General features: G+C 73.2%; 16 protein-coding genes. 3 read left to right on the plus strand and 13 right to left on the minus strand.

What is annotated here, in order from left to right:
* The 7 genes from ACFYXV_RS06215 to ACFYXV_RS06245 all read right to left on the minus strand — a co-directional run.
* A partial coding sequence (locus ACFYXV_RS06215) for a SidA/IucD/PvdA family monooxygenase (protein WP_389382132.1) occupies positions 1–347 on the minus strand: 347 nt, incomplete at its 3' end.
* Positions 344–1,627 carry an ATP-grasp domain-containing protein gene (locus ACFYXV_RS06220; protein ID WP_389382133.1) on the minus strand — a complete coding sequence of 428 codons (1,284 nt, stop codon included), beginning with the start codon at positions 1,625–1,627 and terminating at the stop codon, positions 344–346. The genes ACFYXV_RS06215 and ACFYXV_RS06220, both read right to left, overlap by 4 nt.
* Positions 1,624–2,919, minus strand: a complete 1,296-nt coding sequence (locus ACFYXV_RS06225; RefSeq protein ID WP_389382134.1) for an MFS transporter — start codon at positions 2,917–2,919, stop codon at positions 1,624–1,626. Before ACFYXV_RS06225 ends, ACFYXV_RS06220 begins: the two co-directional genes overlap by 4 nt.
* Positions 2,916–3,983 carry an NAD(P)/FAD-dependent oxidoreductase gene (locus ACFYXV_RS06230; protein WP_389382135.1) on the minus strand — a complete coding sequence of 356 codons (1,068 nt, stop codon included), beginning with the start codon at positions 3,981–3,983 and terminating at the stop codon, positions 2,916–2,918. Before ACFYXV_RS06230 ends, ACFYXV_RS06225 begins: the two co-directional genes overlap by 4 nt.
* Complete coding sequence (locus ACFYXV_RS06235; protein ID WP_389382136.1) at positions 3,980–5,515, minus strand: class I tRNA ligase family protein; 1,536 nt, start codon at positions 5,513–5,515, stop codon at positions 3,980–3,982. Before ACFYXV_RS06235 ends, ACFYXV_RS06230 begins: the two co-directional genes overlap by 4 nt.
* Positions 5,515–6,798 carry a lysine N(6)-hydroxylase/L-ornithine N(5)-oxygenase family protein gene (locus ACFYXV_RS06240; RefSeq protein ID WP_389382137.1) on the minus strand — a complete coding sequence of 428 codons (1,284 nt, stop codon included), beginning with the start codon at positions 6,796–6,798 and terminating at the stop codon, positions 5,515–5,517. The genes ACFYXV_RS06235 and ACFYXV_RS06240 overlap by 1 nt, the downstream gene beginning before the upstream one ends.
* Before the next feature lie 141 nt (positions 6,799–6,939).
* On the minus strand, positions 6,940–8,310 hold the full coding sequence (locus ACFYXV_RS06245; protein ID WP_389382138.1) for an MFS transporter: 1,371 nt from the start codon (positions 8,308–8,310) through the stop codon (positions 6,940–6,942).
* Positions 8,311–8,459: 149 nt separating this feature from the next.
* Between ACFYXV_RS06245 and ACFYXV_RS06250 the strand changes: the two genes are divergently transcribed.
* Both ACFYXV_RS06250 and ACFYXV_RS06255 read left to right on the plus strand, forming a co-directional pair.
* Entirely contained in the window at positions 8,460–8,861 is a 402-nt protein-coding gene (locus tag ACFYXV_RS06250; protein ID WP_389382139.1) for a DUF1992 domain-containing protein, read from the plus strand.
* A 62-nt stretch (positions 8,862–8,923) separates the two neighbouring features.
* The gene (locus tag ACFYXV_RS06255; protein ID WP_389382140.1) at positions 8,924–11,665 is read left to right on the plus strand and encodes a SpoIIE family protein phosphatase; all 2,742 of its coding nucleotides are present in this window, start codon (positions 8,924–8,926) and stop codon (positions 11,663–11,665) included.
* A 73-nt stretch (positions 11,666–11,738) separates the two neighbouring features.
* On the opposite strand, the gene ACFYXV_RS06260 is transcribed toward ACFYXV_RS06255, so the two are convergent.
* From ACFYXV_RS06260 to ACFYXV_RS06275, 4 genes are all read right to left on the minus strand, one after another.
* Entirely contained in the window at positions 11,739–12,443 is a 705-nt protein-coding gene (locus tag ACFYXV_RS06260; protein WP_385474128.1) for a M24 family metallopeptidase, read from the minus strand.
* Entirely contained in the window at positions 12,430–13,257 is an 828-nt protein-coding gene (locus ACFYXV_RS06265) for a class I SAM-dependent methyltransferase (protein WP_389382141.1), read from the minus strand. The genes ACFYXV_RS06260 and ACFYXV_RS06265 overlap by 14 nt, the downstream gene beginning before the upstream one ends.
* Before the next feature lie 155 nt (positions 13,258–13,412).
* Positions 13,413–14,156, minus strand: a complete 744-nt coding sequence (locus ACFYXV_RS06270; RefSeq protein ID WP_385474132.1) for a carbonic anhydrase — start codon at positions 14,154–14,156, stop codon at positions 13,413–13,415.
* Between the two features lie 93 nt (positions 14,157–14,249).
* Positions 14,250–15,479: a Gfo/Idh/MocA family protein gene (locus tag ACFYXV_RS06275; RefSeq protein WP_389382142.1), complete on the minus strand. Its 1,230-nt coding sequence runs from the start codon at positions 15,477–15,479 to the stop codon at positions 14,250–14,252.
* A 122-nt stretch (positions 15,480–15,601) separates the two neighbouring features.
* Here ACFYXV_RS06275 and ACFYXV_RS06280 point away from each other — a divergent pair, with 122 nt between their 5' ends.
* Positions 15,602–15,952 carry a hypothetical protein gene (locus ACFYXV_RS06280; protein WP_389382143.1) on the plus strand — a complete coding sequence of 117 codons (351 nt, stop codon included), beginning with the start codon at positions 15,602–15,604 and terminating at the stop codon, positions 15,950–15,952.
* Between the two features lie 75 nt (positions 15,953–16,027).
* On the opposite strand, the gene ACFYXV_RS06285 is transcribed toward ACFYXV_RS06280, so the two are convergent.
* Together ACFYXV_RS06285 and ACFYXV_RS06290 are read right to left on the minus strand one after the other, a co-directional pair.
* Complete coding sequence (locus ACFYXV_RS06285) at positions 16,028–16,639, minus strand: isochorismatase family protein (RefSeq protein WP_389382144.1); 612 nt, start codon at positions 16,637–16,639, stop codon at positions 16,028–16,030.
* A 168-nt stretch (positions 16,640–16,807) separates the two neighbouring features.
* Positions 16,808–17,788 carry a GlxA family transcriptional regulator gene (locus ACFYXV_RS06290; protein WP_385474140.1) on the minus strand — a complete coding sequence of 327 codons (981 nt, stop codon included), beginning with the start codon at positions 17,786–17,788 and terminating at the stop codon, positions 16,808–16,810.
* Between the last annotated feature and the right edge of the window lie 36 nt (positions 17,789–17,824).

Consider the following 17,824-nt stretch of genomic DNA (forward strand, 5'->3'; position numbering starts at 1 on the left):
TTGAGCGAGGTGGCGACCCACTGGAGGTAGTCGGAGAACTCCCACCGGTACGGGTGGAAGGTGCCCAGGTTCACGAACTCGTCCAGCCTCCCCTGTTCGTGGAGGAAGTTGAGGAACGTGAACCTGCTCGACGGATTGCGCAGCGTCACCAGGTCCTTCAGGAAGGACACCTGGCTGCGCGCCCAGGGCATCAGCAGGTCCCGCTGCCACTTGATGTCCGGACTCTGCTCCAACAGCAGGGTCCCTGCGGCCAGTTCGGGCGAGCCCGACTCCTCGATGGCCACGGCCAGCGCCAGATTCGCCGGGCCCGCGCCGATGGCCAGTACACCGACCTCCCGTACCGTCACGCTTCCTCCTCGATGTCGATCCGGACTGTGGCCGCGGCGGCCTCGGCCCGCCGCAGCGCCTCGGCCGAGCTGTCCGCGGTGGCCATGACGATCCCGGCGCGGTCCCAGGAGTGGCGCAGCCCCGTGAACCGGTCGCCCGGCTCGGCGGTGACCGCGACCAGGAACACCCCGTCGGACCGGCGGGCCTCCTCGACCCCGTGCACGGCCGCGACCCGGCCCGGGCCGGCGGCCAGGAACCGTACGGCCGCTCCGCGCTCGGCCCGCCGGGGCAGCTCGGCGGGGGGCTGCTCGCCCTTCAGCACCGCGTAGTAGCCGCGCATGAGCTCGACCGGGTAGGCGCGCTCGATCGTGTCGACGATGCCGCCGCCGGCGAGCCGGCCCGCGCATTCCACGAGGTACGGGACACCGTCCGAGACGATCCATTCGCAGTGCACGATCCCGTCGCGGAAGCCGACGGCCGCGACCACGCGGGCCGTCTGCGCGCCGAGCGTCCGCGCGAGCTCCTCCGGGATGTCGGCCGGCACGATGTGCGCCATCTCCACCGGGTGGGGTCCGGGGAAGAGCTCTTTTCCGGTGACGTTGACGAACAGCGGGCGGCCGTCGCGCACGAGCATCTCGACGCTGAACTCCGGCCCCACGACGTACCGTTCGGCAAGCATGGACAGTTCCATGGGCCGGTCCGGTACGAAGATCCCCTCGTCCTGGACGAGGCAGTCGGCCCAGGCCCGCTCGACCTCGGCCGGTTCGTGGATCACCCGGGTGCCCACGGCGGCCTGCCGGTTGGCGGGTTTGAGTACGACGGGCCCGTCCTGGCCGCGCAGGAACTCCCGCACCTCGGCCGGTCCGTTGACCCGGACGCTCGCCGGATTGGCGATGCCCGCCGCCGCGCTGACCTGTCGCAGCAGCGCCTTGTCGCGCAGGATCTGGGCGGCCCCGAGCCCTGCGCCGGGCAGCCCGTAGCGCTCCGCGAGGCGCGCGGCGAACGGGGTCGCGTACTCGATCGCGGGGACGACCGCGACGGGAGCGAGGCCGGGGTGGGCGTTGTGGAACTCGTCGGCCCTGCCCGCCAGGTGGTACTCCCACTCGATCAGGCCGCGGACGAACGCCACCCCGTCGAGCTGCTCGCGCACGTGCCGCTTGCGGACGACGTCGGGTTCCTCGATGTAGATCACCGAGTCGTCCGGCTGGAACTCCCCGATCGCGGCGAGGGTGACGCCGACGAACCCCACGATCAGCACCGGTCCGGTGGCCGGCCGTGCCTGTGGCCTCCGCTCGCTCATGAGCTTCCTCCGACGACCTCGGGTTCGCCCTCGGTCCGCGGGTCCGCGTCCTTGGCCGGGGGTGGTTCGGGCGGCTGTCGCACACCGGCCAGGGCGAGCAGTCCGGCAACGGCGGTCACGATCCCGCACAGCAGCCAGAACCCGCCCCCGAGCCGCGTCCACAGGAAGACGCCGAACAGGGGCGCGAGGGCGGAGGCCGCCCCGCCGACGGCCTGGCTGGTGCCGATGTAGCGGGCCTTGACCGCCGCGGGGAAGGTCGCCGGGTGGGCGAACATGCTCGGGGCGGCGATCATGATCCCGAGGACCACCAGGACGGCGCCGGCGATGGTGAACGCGCCGGACCGCGAGGACAGTCCGTAGACGGCGAGGCCGAGGGCCTCCACCAGGTGGCCGGTGATCACCCGGACGTGTTTGGGCAGCCTGCTGAGGTAGGCAGTGATCTTGAGCTCGCAGGTGATCAGCACGACCGAGGACACCGTGAGCACGGTGCTGTAGAAGCTGGTCGGGTAGTCGTCCTCGGCGAGCTCCAGCGGCAGGGCGATGTGGCCCTGTGCGTAGGTGAGCGAACCGAGCAGGATGGCGGCCAGGTAGAGCAGGTACTTCCGGTCGCGGAGCATCACGGCGTACGCGGAACGGCCCTCGGCGGCAGCCGGTGCGGCCGCGGCGGCCTCGGCGTCCGCCGGCGCCTTCGCCCGCGCGGGACGCTTCGGGAGCAGGGCGAAGGCCAGCAGCGCGTAGAGAAGCGCGGTCCCGCCGTCGATCCAGAACAGCAGGTCCCAGTCGACCAGGATGACGACCGCGGCGATCAGCGGGGCCACGGCGGCGCCGATGTTCAGCGCGATCCGCATCATCGAGAACGCCATCACCTGGTACCGCTCCGGCATCAGGTCGCTGAGCAGGACGGCGGCCGCCGGCCGGTACGCCTGGGTGAACAGCCCGGCGAGCCCGACCACGACCAGCAGCGGCCACAGCGTCCCCGGCCCGCTCAGCCAGGAGATCGATCCCACCAGCGGGGCCGAGGCCGCCATGGCCGTCATGATCGTGGCCCGCGGGCCGAACCGGTGGGTGATCTCGGCTCCCAGCATCGTGCCGAAGATCGAACCGACGCTGTACGCGACGAGCGCCAGGCCGGCCGTGCTGACCGACGCACCGCGGAAGGTCAGGTACAGCACGAGGAACGTCTGGACGAACGCGCCGAGTTGGTTGACCAGCACGCCGCCGAGCAGATAGCGGACCGGTGTCGGAGTCGCCTTCAGCGCATCGAACACCCGGACCGGAGCATCGTCCGTCATACCGCCCCTTCCCTGAAGTCCTTCAGGACTTCGACGATGTGGTCCGCGACGAGCGGAGCCGAAGCGAATCCGGAGCCGCCGCACGCCGCCCGCGCCCAGACCGCGGGCCCCACGCGGGTGAGCCGCGGGCCGCCGGTCTGCGCGTCGGCCGTGTAGTGGCAGGCCTTCACGGCGGCCACGGTGTAGCGGTGCAGCCCGGTCAGCGGCGCGGCCGAGGCCAGCAGCCCGGCCCAAGGCGCCTGGTCCTCGGCGCCGGCGTCGCCGGTGGCGTCCACCGTGCGGCGGACCGCGTCGGAGCTGATCTTCAGGAGCGTGCCGTCCCCGGGCGGCACCGCCCACCCCCGGCCGTCCGGGCCGAGGCCGCCGGCCGCGGGTGCCCGCTCCCACCACCGCGCGGTGTCCGGCGGCGGGTGCAGGTAGAGCATGGTCTGGCGGTGCAGTACGACCGGCGGCTGCTCGACGAGGTCCCGGGTCCACGGCCCGGCCGCGACCAGGACGAGATCGGCGCCCAGCCGCTCCCCGCCCGACAGCCGCACCTTGCCGGATTCCGCGTCCACCTCGGCGACCGCGCCGTACGGGCGCAAGGTCACCGCCGGATGCCCGCCGAGCCACCGGGCCGCGGCCTCCAGGGCCCGCTCCGCGAGCAGCACCCCGGCGTCCTCCTCCAGTACGCCGGCCGAGTCCGGCGGGAACTCCAGGTGCGGCAACGCCTGCGGCTCCACCGTCCGGACGCGGACCCCCGCCCCGGCGGCCGACGCGGTCAGCGCGGGGAGGCGTTCGCGCGGCCAGGCGGTGACCACTCCGACCGGACGGAGCAAGCGGACTCCGAGCAGGGTTTCCGTGTCCCGCCAGCGGCGGTGGGCCGCGGTCATCCGCCGGGTGGCGTCCGGGTCGTCCGGGCTGAGGGTGCGCACGACCCGGTGCTGGTCGTACGAGCTGGACCGCGGGTTGGGGATCGGGCCCCCGTCCAGTACGGTCACGCGATGGCCGGCCAGCGCGCACCGCACCGCGGTCAGCAGCCCGGTGACCCCGGCCCCCACGACCAGGACCGTGGCCGCGCTCACGGCCCCGGCTCCGCCAGGCGCGGCAGCCGTACGGGGGCGAACTCCGTGGCGTGCGGGGCGGCGGGGACGGCGCGCTCCGCGAGGGCCTCCCCGGCCAGGTCGATCAGGAGCGGAGCGGCGCAGCGCAGGAACAGGTCGACCTCGTGGCAGAAGTCTCCGGCGTCGGCCGGTCCGGGCTCCCACCGGTCCAGCCGGGCCAGTTGCTCGGTCAGGGTGAAGGCCGCCGCGGTCAGGTTGAAGCGGCGTACGTCGTAGGCCGCGGCGAAACGCTCCAGGAGGCGGGCGGCCGCTTCCCGGGACCGCTCGGTCACCGGCAGCGGGCCCCGGCCCGCCCAGCGGTCGACCTTGTCGGCGACGCGGTTCCACGGTTGTACGAGCCGTTCACCGGTCACCCGGGCCAGGGCCCGGCGGGTGAAATTGGTGCGCTGGAAGTCCGGGCTGGTCGCGGCGAGGTAGTAGCGGATGAGGTCCCGCGGCACTTCGGCGGCCAGTTCCCGGCCCGATACGACATGGCCGCGGCTGGTGGAGAACTTGTCGTGGTCGAGCTCGTAGAACTCGTTGGTGACGAAGTGCCCGGGCAGGACGTAGCCGCCCAGCGCCTCCAGCATGGCCGCTCCGACGACCGCGAACGCGAACCCGGCGTCGGAGCCGAAGAAGTACACCACGTTGTTTCCGGTTTCGGAGAACCACAACTCGTCTTCGGCGGCCGGTACTTCGCCCCGCTGCTCGGCGGCGAGGGCCGTGCAGTGCATGCTCCAGGCGATGGTCTCGGCGTCCGCGTAGATCACCTGCCCCGCGACCTCGGGGAAGGGGGCGGGAATGCCCCAGGCGATGGGGAGGGTCACGGGGTAATCCGGCAGCGGCCGGGCGAGGATCTCCTCGATCATCTGCGCCAGGCGAGGGCGCATCGTCGCGCTCTGCCGCGCGAAGTAGGCGGTGAGCGCCTCGCGGTGCTCTTCGAGCGGGAGCACCAGGACCTGCTGCTCGCGCAGTTCGACCGGGTCCTGCGGGTGCAGGGTGGAGCGCGGATCGGTCAGGTCGCCCGACGCGATCCAGTGGCCGCAGTTCTCACAGAGCCCGGCGCACCCGTCGGCGAGGCAGACCGGGCAGCCTCCGCGCACGTACGCGTCGGTGAGGAACTCGCCGGTGCGCGGTGCGTAGGGGAACTTGAGCCCCCGCAGCCGGAGTTTGCCGCTGCCGTGCAGGCGCTCGAAGAAGGTCCGGACGGTCTTGACGTAGCGGTCGCCGAACCGGACGAACCCGTCGGGCTCGATGCCCATGGCCGTCAGCGTCTCCTCCACCTGGCCGGCCGAGCGGACGCGCAGCTCCTCCGGTGGTACGCCCAGCCTGCGGGCGGTGGTGACGATGTAGTTCTGCGTGAAGTGCACGCCCGTGCCGAACAGCACGTCGTGTCCGGCGGCGCGGGCGTACCGCGCGCAGACGTCGGCGGCGAGGAACGGGCCGGCCAGGTGGCCGAGGTGCAGATCGCCGTTCGCGGTCGGACCGGGGGCGATGACCAGTGTCCGCTCCATCATGCGCTCCTGGGTTCCGTGCCGCCGGCGCGGCGGGCGAGCAGGTCGGTGAGGATGTCGCGGGAGCGGTGGGCGAGGACGCTGATGAGGGAGTCGGCGATGCCGTGGGTCTCCTCGTTGACGCCCTGGAGGTAGACCGCGCCCCAGGCCGATTCGCCGAGCTCCACCCGGTGGGCGCGGCTGACCTCCACCTCGTCGATCCCGACCCGGGCCGCCAGCTCCCGTACGAGCGCCGGTTTTCGGGGGTCGTAGCCGGTGCCGAGGAGGACGAGGTCGCAGCGCAGCGGCTCGGTCTTGCCGCTGAGGCGGTCCCGCAGATCGAGTACGACGTCCCCGTCCTCGATCCGGGCGCCCACCACCTCGGTCATGGCCCGCACCTCGGACCGCTGCGGGCCGAGGGCCTTCTGCCGGTAGAGCATCGTGTACAGCTCGTCGAGGAACGGCGGCGCCAGGCCGGCGTAATTCGTGAAGCGCATTTCGTCCAGCAGCCCGGCCCTGACTTCCGCCGGACTGTCGTAGAACTCGTCCACGAAAGAGGGGAAGAACAACTCGTTGACGAATTTGCTGGTCTGGTACGTCTGGAGTCCGATCGACCGCACCAGCATCGTCACCCGGCTCTGCGGGAGGTTCTCGTGGAGCGCGTAGAACATTTCCGCCGCGCTCTGCGCCCCGCCGACCACCACCGCCCGCACCGGCTCGTCCCGCGCGATCCCGGCGATCCGCGTCCGGTACTGCGCGCTGTGAATCAGCCGGTCGTCCGGAAGGGCGGAGAACACTTCCGGTACGCGCGGGTCGCGGCCGCCGCCGACCACCAGGTCCCGGCAGCGGATCTCGTCCCCGTCGGTCAGCACCACGCTCCACCCGGACACCGAGCCGTCGGCGACCAGTACGGGGTCCACCCGCGCGGCCCGGGCCCCGTACTGGATCCGCACCCGCTTGAGCGAGGTGGCGACCCACTGGAGGTAGTCGGAGAACTCCCACCGGTACGGGTGGAAGGTGCCCAGGTTCACGAACTCGTCCAGCCTCCCCTGCTCGTGGAGGAAGTTGAGGAACGTGAACCTGCTCGACGGATTGCGCAGCGTCACCAGGTCCTTCAGGAAGGACACCTGGCTGCGCGCCCAGGGCATCAGCAGATCGCGCTGCCACTTGACGTCCGGACTCTGCTCCAACAACAGGGTTCCGTCCGCCAATTCGGCCGAACCCGACTCCTCGATGGCCACGGCCAGCGCCAAATTCGCCGGACCGGCGCCGATCGCCAGAACACCGACCTCCCGAACAGCCACACTTCCCCCTCGAACCCACTGATCCCAGTCGCGGACAGGCAGTAGCGAGGCTAGATTTCCGCCGTTCCCGAGAGATAGGGGAACTTGTCCCGTCGAGTGGGGAATCTGGGTGGGGAAGGGGCGGGCGGGAACGCCGGGGCGTCAGGACACGCGCGCGGCACCACCGCCCGTCGCGGCGCGGGATGCGGCCGCCCCGGCGCCCGCGGCCTCGGCGCTCCGCAGGGCGTCCAACCGCCGCAGCGCGAAGTGCCGTTGGACGACGGACACTCCCGCGACCGCCGTCCCGAGCACCAGCCAGCCCGCCGGCCCCGCCACCATCACCGCACCGGTCAGCAGCACCGGTCCGGCCGACTTCTGGATGGACTGGGACATGCCCGCCACTCCCAGGTACGAGGCCCTCGCCTCCCGGGGTGCGAGGGAGACGGCCAGCTCCCAGGAGCTCACCGAGCGCAGCAGCTCCGCGGCCGTGACCAGCACGGCCGCGGCCAGCAGGGCGATCGCGGCGGCCCAGGCCCCGTGTTCGGGGGTGAGGGCCAGGAGCACGCAGCAGCCGAGCAGCGCCAGCCCGTACAACCGGGCCGCCCCGGCGGCCTGGCGCGGCTGTCCGACCCTCGCGGACACCGTCATCTGGAGGACCACGACGAGCACCGTGTTGACGATGAGGAAGGCCGGCACCACGGCGTGCGGCGCGTCGGTGTGCTCGATCAGCCACAGCGGCAGCCCGACGCCCAGGATCGAGTCGTCCAGGCAGAGCGGGATGTCCAGCAGGACGAACCGGAGGTAGCCGCGGTCCCGCCACGGATTCGCGGCGGCGGACGGGCCCGGCTCCCCCGGTTCCCCCGGCTCCCCCGCCCTCCCCGCGTCCGCGGCCTGCGCGCGCTGCTCCCCCGTCCGCCAGACCAGCGCCGCGGCCAGCACGAACGACAGCGCGTTGCCCAGGATCAGCACCTGGTACGCCTCGCGCGTGCCCACGGCCAGGCCGATGGCGGCCAGTCCCGCGCCGAGCGCGTAGCCGGCGTTCGCCACGCTGCGCGACAGCGCCTGGTACGTACCGCGCTGCTCGCCCGCCGCCCGCGTGGCGAAGAGCATCTCCAGCATCTTGGCCGCCCGGTCGCCGAGCGAGGTGACGGCGACCAGGAGCAGCAGCACCTCGAACCGGGTGAACAGGAGCAGCGCACCGACCGCGGCGAGACGCAGCAGGTGAAAGCCGATCAGCAGCGTACGGGCGGGGAAGCGGGCGGCCAGGTGGCCGGCCAGCGGCGAGCCGGCGATGCCCGCCACGCCGGCCGCGCCCAGCAGCAGGCCCAGCTGCCGGCCGTCCAGGCCTGCGACGAACGTGAAGAAGAGGACGCAGGACGCGCCCCACACCCCGGTCCCGGTGCGGTCGAGCAGCTGGGCGAAGAGCATGATCCGGGCGTCCCGCCCGCCGGGCGGATGCCGCAACCGGGCCAGCGGCCCGCCCCCGCCGCCCCCTCGGCCGCCGTTCTTCCCCGCCCCGCGCCGCCAGATCATTCCCGGTCCTCCACGCCCCCGCCGAAGTATCTCGATGTCGAGATACTTCGTGGCAGCCTGCCGGAAATCAATCTTGACGTCAAGATAAATTCGCCGGCTGGGCCACCCGCCCCGGCGCTAGGCTGAGCGGACCGACGAGGGGAGCAGTCGTGACCGACCGCAAGCCACCGGGCGTGAGCTTCGAGTCATGGGTGGACCGCCAGATCAGGGAGGCCGCCGAGCGCGGCGAGTTCGAACGGCTCCCGGGCTACGGGAAGCCCCTGGCCTCGCTCGACGCCCCGTACGACGAGCTGTGGTGGATCCGGGGCAAGATGCACCGCGAGGGATTCGCCGCCCTGCCGCCCGCGCTCGCCCTGCGCAAGGAGGCCGAGGACGCTCTGGAGGCGGTCCGCGCGGCCCCCTCGGAGCGCCGGGCGCGGGCCATCCTCGCCGAGATCAACGAGAAGATCCGCGCGGCCCTGCGCCGGCCACCGCCCGGCCCGCCCCTGCGCCTCACCGAATTCGACGTGGACGCCGTCCTCCGGACCCGGCGGGAGGGCCGGACGGGCTGACGGCACGCCCGGACGCGACGGGTCGCGGCTCTCCCGGCCGCAGACGACCGACAGTGCTACAAATGGTTCGTGGCCCATCCTTGCAACCCGTGCCGGGGACGTCGGTGCGGTCACTGATCACCAAGCGCCCGCGCAGCGTCGCCCGACAGGTATTCGTCCTTCAGGTGGCGGTCGTGGTGCTGCTCGCCGCCGGGGCGGTACTGGCCCTCGTACTCCAGTCCCGGCACGACGTGGACCGGGAGGCCCGGACGCGCTCGGTGGCGGTCGCCCAGACCTTCGCCCATTCGCTCGGACTGCGCCAGGCGCTCCTCGCCCCCGATCCCTCGAAGATCCTCCAGCCGCTCACCGAGGTGACGCGCAAGGATGCCGGAGTGGACTTCATCGTCGTGATGAACGACCAGGGGATCCGCTACACCCATCCGCTGCCCGACCGCATCGGCAAACAGTTCGTGGGCACCATCGCGCCCTCACTGGCCGGCCAGGTGTACACCGAAAGCGTGAAGGGACCCCTCGGCCAGGAGATCCAGGCCGTGGTCCCCGTGTTCGCCGACCCCTACAAGGACGGCGGACCGGTCGTGGGACTGGTGTCGGCCGGCCTCACGGTGAAGAACGTCACGGGTGTGTTCCAGCGGCAGCTGCCCCTCATCCTCGGCACCAGCGCGGCAGGCCTCGCCCTCGCCACCGCCGGCGCGGCGCTCATCAGCCGGCGTCTGCGCCGCCAGACCCGCGGGCTCGGGCCGGCCGAGATGACCCGCATGTACGAACACCACGACGCGGTGCTGCACTCCGTGCGCGAGGGGGTGCTGATCACCGACGGCGGCGGCCGGCTCCTCCTCGCCAACGACGAGGCGAAACGTCTGCTCAGACTCCCGCCCGACGCCGAGGGCCAGCACATCCGGGAGCTGTCGGGGCTCGACCCGCAGATGGCCGACCTCCTGCTGTCCGGCCGGGAGACCACCGACGAGGTGCACGAGGCCGGAGACCGGCTGCTCGTCGTCAACCAGCGCGCCACCCGCCCCCGCGGCCGGCCCGAGGGCACGGCCGTCACCATCCGCGACTCCACCGAGATGCAGGTGCTCAGCACCCGCGCCGAAGCCGCCCGCAAACGGCTCCGGCTGCTGTACGACGCGGGGGTCGGCGTCGGCACCACCCTGGACGTGGAGCAGACCGCCCAGGAGCTCGCGGACGTCGCCGTACCGCGCTTCGCGGACTACGTCACCGTCGACCTGGCGGAACCCGTGCTCCTCGGCGACGAGCCCACCGCCGTCAAGGCCGACCTGCGCCGCACCGGGGTCAGCGGGATCCGGGACGACGTCCCGCTCTACCCGCGCGGCCGGCTGATCGACTTCGTGCCCTCCACCCCGCAGGCGCGCGGGCTGAACAGCGGGCACGCCGAGATGGTGGGCGACCTGGCCGACGCGCCGGGATGGCACGCGCAGGACCCGCCCCGGGCCCGGGCCATCGTCGAATTCGGCGTCCACTCCCTGATCACCGCACCGCTCAAGGCCCGCGGCGTCGTCCTCGGCCTGGTCAACTTCTGGCGCTCGGAGAAGGAGCCCTTCGACGAGGAGGACCTGACGCTGGCGGAGGAGCTCGTCGCCCGCGCCGGGGTCAGCATCGACAACGCGCGCCGCTACACGCGCGAGCACGCCCTGGCCGTGACCCTCCAGCGCAGCCTGCTGCCGCGCGATCTGCCCGAGCAGAGCGCGGTGGAGGTCGCGCACTACTACCTGCCCGCGCGGTCGGGGGTGGGCGGCGACTGGTTCGACGTGATCCCGCTCCCGGGTGCCCGCGTGGCTCTCGTCGTGGGGGACGTCGTCGGCCACGGTCTGCACGCCGCCGCGGCCATGGGCCGCCTGCGGACGGCCGTACTGAACTTCTCGTCCCTGGACCTGCCGCCCGACGAGCTGCTCGCCCGCCTCGACGACCTCGTCCAGTACATCGACGAGGGCGTGGCGGGCGGTGACGGCGCCGAGGGCGGCCTGATCGGGGCCACCTGCCTGTACGCCGTGTACGACGCGGTGACCCAGCGCTGCACGGTGGCGCGGGCGGGCCACATGCCGCCGGCCCTCGTCCGCCCGGACGGCACGGTGGAGATCCCGGAGCTGCCCGCGGGCGCCCCGCTGGGGCTCGGCGGGTTCCCGTTCGAGTCGGCGGAGCTGGACCTGAGCGAGGGCACCCAGCTGGTGCTCTACACCGACGGGCTGATCGAGGACCGCGCCCGCGACATCGACGAGGGGCTCGTCCTGCTCCGCTCGGCCCTGGCGCACGCGGACCGCAGCCCGGAGGACACCTGCCGGGAGGTCCTGGCGGAGCTGCTGCCGGTGCGCCCGCGCGACGACGTGGCCCTGCTGGTCGCGCGGACGTCGGCGCTGCCCGCCGACCGCATCGCCGAATGGGAGGTTCCGTTCGAGCCGAGCGCGGTCGGGACCATGCGGGCCCTCGCCGTGGAGAAGCTGGAGGAGTGGGGCCTGTCCGAGCTCGCCTTCGGCACGGAGCTGGTGCTGAGCGAGCTCATCACGAACGCGATCCGGCACGGCTCCGAGCCGGTCCGCGTACGGCTCCTGCACGACCGGGTGCTGACCTGCGAGGTCTTCGACGGCAGCAGCAGCTCGCCGCGGCTGCACTACGCCAAGACCACCGACGAGGGGGGCCGCGGCCTCTTCCTGGTGGCGCAGCTCAGCCGTCGCTGGGGAGCCCGGTACACGCCGGAGGGCAAGGTCATCTGGTCGGAGCAGTCGCTGCCGGACCCGGAGGAAACCGCACCGGGGGACACCGGCCCGGGAGGCACCGGCCCTGCGTGACCGGGAGCCGGCCCGGGGGCCCGTCCCGGGCGGTGCCTCAGGCCCCGCCTCAGGAGGTGCCTCAGGCGGGGCCTCAGGCGAGGTCGAGCAGCTGCTCGTGGAATCCTCCGAAGCCGTGCGGTTCGTCGACCAGGTGGATCTCCAGGATCCAGTGGCAGCGCCAGCCGGCCCGGTCGGTCCGGCGCAGCGGGGTGTCGTTGTCCGGCGTGATGTACGACTCCGCCCGGGCGCCGTCGATCGTCTCGTGCGGGAACTCCCCCACGAGGTGCCCGGCGTGCCACCCGCCGAGCGTCCAGCCCGCCTCGGCGGCGAGCCGCTCCACCTGCGCGTACAGCTGCTTGCCGGTGATGTGCGGGTCGGCGCGGAAGGCGGTGCGTCCGGCGTCGAACACCCTGGCCAGGTCGCCGCGCAGCCGGTGCTTGACCGGGTCGGCCCCGAAGACGAAGGTGCGGCCGAAGTCCGCCTCGTACTCCTCGAAGATCGGGCCGAAGTCGGCGAACGCGATGTCGTCCTCGCCGATGACCCGGTCCGGCGGGTTCTCCTTGTACGGGAACATCGTGTGCGGGCCGGAGCGGACGATCCGCTTGTGCCAGTGCTTCGTGGTCCCGAACATCTCGTTGGCGAGGTCCCGGATCCGGTCGCTCACCTCCCGTTCGGCCGCGCCGGGCGCCACCAGCCCCCGTGCCTCGATCTCGGCGAACAGGGCCTCGGCCTTGCGCTGTGCCTCGACCAGACCCAGGACGCGCAGTTGTTCGTCCATGCGGTCAGGTACCTCCATCGTGGTGCTCCTCTGTCAGGTGCTCGGGTATCGCGCGCACGATGACGAGCGAACCCTCGTAGAACGGCCTGCTGCGCAGGTGGCCGAAGCGCTCGTCCCACGCCCCGGAGTCCAGGTCCGCGCGCAGCCGGGTGGTGAACCGCTCGCGCACGCCGTCGTCGACGAAGCTCCACGCGGAGCAGGCCTGCCGGGCCGCGGGGTCGAGCAGCATTTCGGGGCGCCCGTAGTAGGCCTCGTTGAACCCGTCGGTGCAGTCCAGCGGGATCGGCACGGTCCGTACCGTCCCGGCGCCGCCGAGGGCCGCGGCCATCCTTTCCAGCGGCGGGTGCCGGCGGGCCTCGATGTCGAGGACCTCGGGCGCGTACGCGTACAGCCAGAAGTCCCGTACCCGGCCGGGGTCGCAGGTCAGCACGACCGCCGGGCCGCGGGTCACCCGGCGCATCTCGCGCAGGCCCGCCTCGACGTCGTTCCACTGGTGCACGCTGAACAGGGTCATGGCCGCGTCGAACTCCCGGTCCGCGAACGGCAGGTCCTCCGCGACGGCGTCCACCGCCCGGGGCAGGGCCGCCGAGCGCCGGTCCCGCATCGACCGGGACGGTTCGACGGGGGTCACTGCGGTGGCCGCGGACTCGTACGATCCGGCCCCGGCGCCGATGTTGACCACGGTGCGGGCCCCTCCGAGCGCGTCGGCGATGAACCGGGCGATGCGGGGGTCGGGCCGCCGGAAGTCCGCGGGGCCGGAGCCGATCGCACCGGGGCCGATCGCACCGGGGCCGGCATCGCGGGCACCGCCGTCCCAGCTGCGTACATCCATGGATCCCTACCTCGCCTCGTGAGCAGGAGTCGGAGCGTTGCCGCCCGGGCGGTGGCCACCCCCATAATGCATCTGCAAGGTCACCCGCGTAAATCAGTTGGCAGATGCCTGGCAAAACAACCAAGAGCCCCGCACATGTGGGCCTGGAGGTCCGCTCAGCGGATCCGGTGCACGCGCTGGCTGGTGAGTTCGTACCGTGCTCCGACCACGGCCAGCTTCCCGGAGGCGATCCGGGACGCGAGATCGGGTTCCGCCGCCAGCCGGGCGCGGACCAGCCGGACGTTCTGGGTGACCGCGGCGTCGACGCGGGCGTTCCGGCCGAGCGAACGGTCGACGGCCGGACGGATCTGCTCCGCCAGGTAGCGCAGGTGGCCGGGCAGCTGCTCCAGCCCCTCGGCGGCGCGGACCGCGGCCGTCACCGCCCCGCAGGACTGGTGCCCGAGGACCACCACCAGCGGAATGGCCAGCTCGACGACCCCGAAGGCGATGCTCCCCAGCACCGCGTCGTCCAGCACCTCACCGGCCGACCGTACGGTCATCAGATCGCCGAGCCCCTGGTCGAAGACCAGCTCCGGCGGGACGCGGGAGTCCACGCAGCCCAGGATGACGGCGAACGGGTGCTGCCCCCCGACCAGCGCCTGCCGTACGGTCCGCGTGGCGTCGGGATGCCGCTCGTGGAAGGTCCGCCAGCGGGCGTTGCCGGCCGACAGCTCGCGCAGCGCCGCCTCGGGCGTGGCGGGGCGCGGGCCGTGCAGGCCCGTACGGGAGACGGCGCCGGTGGAGCCGCCGCCGGCCGCCAGCCCCGCGCCCAGGGCCACGGCCGCGGTGAGGGCGCCCCGTACCAGGCGACGCCGCCCGGGAGTCCCGTCGGCCCGGTGATGCTCGGCAAGGACGCTCATGCGGGCCCAAGCTAGGCCCCGCGGGGCCGGGGAGCCGGAGGCGGGCCCGCCCTTGGGGAACTCTTGGGCAAACGCCGGGGCCGGCGGGGCGGTTCAGCCGCCGCCTCCCGACCCGGTCTGGCCCTGGTCGAAGTACGCGGCGAGGTCCGGATCGAGCGGCGGTACCCGCCGGGGCGTGCCGCCGTCGCGCAGGGACTCCGTCGCCAGGCAGCCCGCCGCGACCGCCATCCGGGCGGCGACCGGCGAGGTGTCCGTCGCTCCCCCGTGCCGTACGAAGCGCAGGAACTCGTCGATCAGCAGCGGGTCGGCGCCGCCGTGCCCGCCCGCGGCGTCCGCGTCGGGGACGGTGTGGGTGGTGTCCGGCTCCGCCCGGTATCCGGAGCGGCGGGCGTTCCAGACCCGGACCTGTGCGCCCGGGCCGTCGCCGAAGTTCTCCAGGCGGCCGGCGTCGCCGATGACGGTGTAGTTGCGCCAGTAGTCGGGGGTGAAATGGCACTGCTGGTAGGCGGCGAGCACCCCGCCCGCGAGGCGCAGATTGACCAGCGAGACGTCCTCGACGTCGATGACGGGGTTGAGGCCGCGCTGGGTGTGCGGGGGCCAGTGGCCGTCCTCGGTGTCCTCGGTGTCCTCGGTGTCCTCGGTGGACCGGTCCTGCGTCCTGGGCCCGCCGGGGGCCCGCCGGTGCGGGTTCTCCCCGTAGACCATCAGGTCGCCCATCGCCTGGACGTCCTCGGTGTAGGAGCCGGCCAGCCAGTGCAGTACGTCGATGTCGTGCGCGGCCTTCTGGAGCAGCAGGCCGGTGGTGTGGCGCCGCTCGGCGTGCCAGTCCTTGAAGTACCAGTCGCCGCCGTGGCCGACGAAGTGCCGGACCCAGACCGTCCGCACCCGGCCGATGGCGCCGGCCCCGATGAGCTCGCGCATCAGCCGCACCACGGGCATGTGGCGCATGTTGTGCCCGACGTAGAGGCGGGTGCCCGTGGCGCGGGCGGTGCGCAGGATCGCGTCGCAGCCGTCGACGGTGATGGCGAGCGGCTTCTCGACGAAGGCGGGCTTGCGGGCGAGGAGCGTCCGGCGGGCCAGGTCGGCGTGGGTGTGGTCGGGGGTCAGGACGAGGACGGCGTCGATGTCCGGATCCTCGATCACGGCCGCGGGATCGGCGCTGGTGCGGGCGCCCGGGAAGGCCGCGGCGGCGTCCGACCTGGCCCGCGGATCGGGATCCGCGACGGCGGTGACGGCCGCGCCGCCACCGGGCCGGTGCGCCGTGCGCGCGATGCTGCCGCGCAGCCCGTATCCGAGGACGCCGATGCGAAGGTCGGTGGTCATGGCCGGGTCCCTTCCCCGCGCACCCGCGTTCATCCGCCCGGCCGAGCACCGGATGCCGCCCGCGCCGGGCCGGGGCAGTCTGTGGGCAAGGCAGTGACCACCGCACAGACGAGGACCGCGCCATGTCCCACAGCCGGCGTATCGGCGTCATCACCGCGGCCGCAGCACTGCTGCTGACCGCCACCGCCTGCTCGGGTCTGGGCCGAAGCACCGTCGGCATGCTGACGTTCCGCGGCCACGACTCGCCGGTGGAGCTGAGCTACTCGAACACCTCGGTGAACGGATGCCACAGGATCGCCCTCCCGAAGGGCGCCACCCACGTGGAGAACAACACCCTCGTCGACGTCGTGCTGTACCGGACGCTGGACTGCACCACGCCCTTGGGGAACGACGGCGTCTACGTGGCCACCACGCTCTCGAACGTCACGGCCCCGGTCAGCCTCCCCTGGCGCAGCTTCAGCGTCATCCACTGACGGCGTCGGCTCCGGGCCGGCGCGCCGGCAGGACCCCGGACCGTTCGGTCCGGGGTCCTGCCGCGTTCCGGGGCGTCAGACCGGGAGGGAGTCGACCGTGGGGGCCACCGGGCCGAAGAGGTCGGCGATCGTGGTGAGGCTCGCCGCCTGGAGGGTGGCGGCCGGGACCGGGGTGCCGTCCGGCGCCGCGAGCGTGCGCGTCGCGGTGGCCTCGGCGACGACGGTCGGGCGGTAGCCCAGGTTGAAGGCGCCCTGGGCGGTGAACGTGACGCACATGTGGGTCATGAAGCCGGCGATGACCAGGTCCGGGCCGGCGCCCAGCTGCCGGAGGGTCTTCTCCAGCCCGGTGGCGTGGAAGGCGTTCGGAACCTGCTTGACCACGACCGGCTCCCCCTCCAGCGGAGCGACCTCGGCGCTGATGGCGCCGATCTCGGCCCGGATGTCGTACGGGGTCCCCTCGCCGCCGTCGTTGACGACGTGGATGACGGGGGCTGCGGCGGCCCGGGCCGCGGCCAGCAGCCGGGCGCCCGCCGCCAGGGCCTCCTCGGCGCCCTCCAGGGCCATCACGCCGGAGCGGTAGGTGTTCTGGAAGTCGACCATGATCAGGGTGGCCTCGGCCAGCCGGGGCAGCGTGGCGGGCAGGCCGGAGACCTCGCGCAGGGTGGCGGAGGGGGTGGGTGCAGACATGTCGGATCGTCCTTCTCTCGGGAAACGGGCACGGCGAAGCCGCGGCTCGGCGCGCGGTCGCGCCGGGCTCTGGGGAGGGGAGCGGTGCGTGGGTGGGAACGGTGAACGGGCGGGAACGGTGAGCGGGTGGGAACGGTCAGTGGTCGTGACGGTCAGCGGGCGTGACGGTCAGCGTGCCGTGCGGAAGCGGCGGCGGTAGGCGGCCGGGGTCGTGGAGATCTGTTTGCGGAAGGCCCTGTGCAGGGTCTCCACCGAGCCCAGGCCCGCCGCCGCGGCGACCTGCTCCAGCGGCTGGTCGGTGGTCTCCAGCAGCCGCCGGGCGGCTTCCACCCGCACGGCCTCCACGTACGCGGCGGGGCTGGTGCCCAGCTCCTTGCGGAACGTACGGGCGAAATGGCGCTCGCTCAGGCTCATCCGCGCCGCGAGCGCGGCCGCGGACAGGTCCGCGCCGAGGTGTTCGCCGATGTGGGCGCACAGGGCGTCGATGTCCCTGCGGGAGGCCGCCGGGCGGCTGAGCGGCACGCTGAACTGGCTCTGGCCGCCCTGCCGCTTCAGGTACATGACCAGCTGCCTGGCCACCGCGAGGGCCAGTTCCTCGCCGTGGTCCTCGGCCACCAGGGCCAGCGTCAGGTCCATGCAGGCGCTGATCCCGGCCCCGGTCCACACCCGGCCCGACCGGACGAAGATCGGGTCCGGGTCGACCTCGACCCGCGGGTGCTCGGCCGACAGCTGGCCGGCCGTGGACCAGTGGGTGGTGGCCCGGCGCCCGTCCAGCAGGCCGGCCGCCGCCAGCAGGTGGGCGCCGACGCACACCGAGGCCACGCGCCCGGCGTGCGGGGCGGTGGAGCCGATCCAGCGCACCACCTCCTCGTCGACCCGGGCGACCGGACCCTCCTGCGTCAGCTCGACGGCGCCGGGCACCACGAGGGTGTCCACGGCGGCCCCGACCTCGTCGAAGGAGAGGTCGGTGACCAGCCGGACGCCGGCCGAGGTGGTGACCTGGCCTCCGTCCGGACCCGCCAGACGTACGTCGTACAGCCGGCGCCCGGCCTCCCGGCTCGCGAGGGCGAAGACCTCGGCGGGGCCGGTGACGTCGAGCAGGTCGACATCGGGGAAGACCGCGATCACGACGCGGTGGGGCGTGGGCATGCGTCCATCCTGGCCGGACGGACGGGTGGCCGCAAT

Source organism: Streptomyces sp. NPDC002181 (genome assembly GCF_042890485.1).
GTDB lineage: Bacteria > Actinomycetota > Actinomycetes > Streptomycetales > Streptomycetaceae > Streptomyces.

Excerpts from the sequence above, each read along its gene's own strand:
- ACFYXV_RS06220 (WP_389382133.1), bottom strand. The coding sequence starts at position 1,627 with ATGAGCGAGCGGAGGCCACAGGCACGGCCGGCCACCGGACCGGTGCTG.
- ACFYXV_RS06225 (WP_389382134.1), bottom strand. The coding sequence starts at position 2,919 with ATGACGGACGATGCTCCGGTCCGGGTGTTCGATGCGCTGAAGGCGACT.
- ACFYXV_RS06235 (WP_389382136.1), bottom strand. The coding sequence starts at position 5,515 with ATGGAGCGGACACTGGTCATCGCCCCCGGTCCGACCGCGAACGGCGAT.
- ACFYXV_RS06245 (WP_389382138.1), bottom strand. The coding sequence starts at position 8,310 with ATGATCTGGCGGCGCGGGGCGGGGAAGAACGGCGGCCGAGGGGGCGGC.
- ACFYXV_RS06255 (WP_389382140.1), top strand. The coding sequence starts at position 8,924 with ATGGTTCGTGGCCCATCCTTGCAACCCGTGCCGGGGACGTCGGTGCGG.
- ACFYXV_RS06260 (WP_385474128.1), bottom strand. The coding sequence starts at position 12,443 with ATGGAGGTACCTGACCGCATGGACGAACAACTGCGCGTCCTGGGTCTG.
- ACFYXV_RS06265 (WP_389382141.1), bottom strand. The coding sequence starts at position 13,257 with ATGGATGTACGCAGCTGGGACGGCGGTGCCCGCGATGCCGGCCCCGGT.
- ACFYXV_RS06270 (WP_385474132.1), bottom strand. The coding sequence starts at position 14,156 with ATGAGCGTCCTTGCCGAGCATCACCGGGCCGACGGGACTCCCGGGCGG.
- ACFYXV_RS06275 (WP_389382142.1), bottom strand. The coding sequence starts at position 15,479 with ATGACCACCGACCTTCGCATCGGCGTCCTCGGATACGGGCTGCGCGGC.
- ACFYXV_RS06280 (WP_389382143.1), top strand. The coding sequence starts at position 15,602 with ATGTCCCACAGCCGGCGTATCGGCGTCATCACCGCGGCCGCAGCACTG.
- ACFYXV_RS06285 (WP_389382144.1), bottom strand. The coding sequence starts at position 16,639 with ATGTCTGCACCCACCCCCTCCGCCACCCTGCGCGAGGTCTCCGGCCTG.
- ACFYXV_RS06290 (WP_385474140.1), bottom strand. The coding sequence starts at position 17,788 with ATGCCCACGCCCCACCGCGTCGTGATCGCGGTCTTCCCCGATGTCGAC.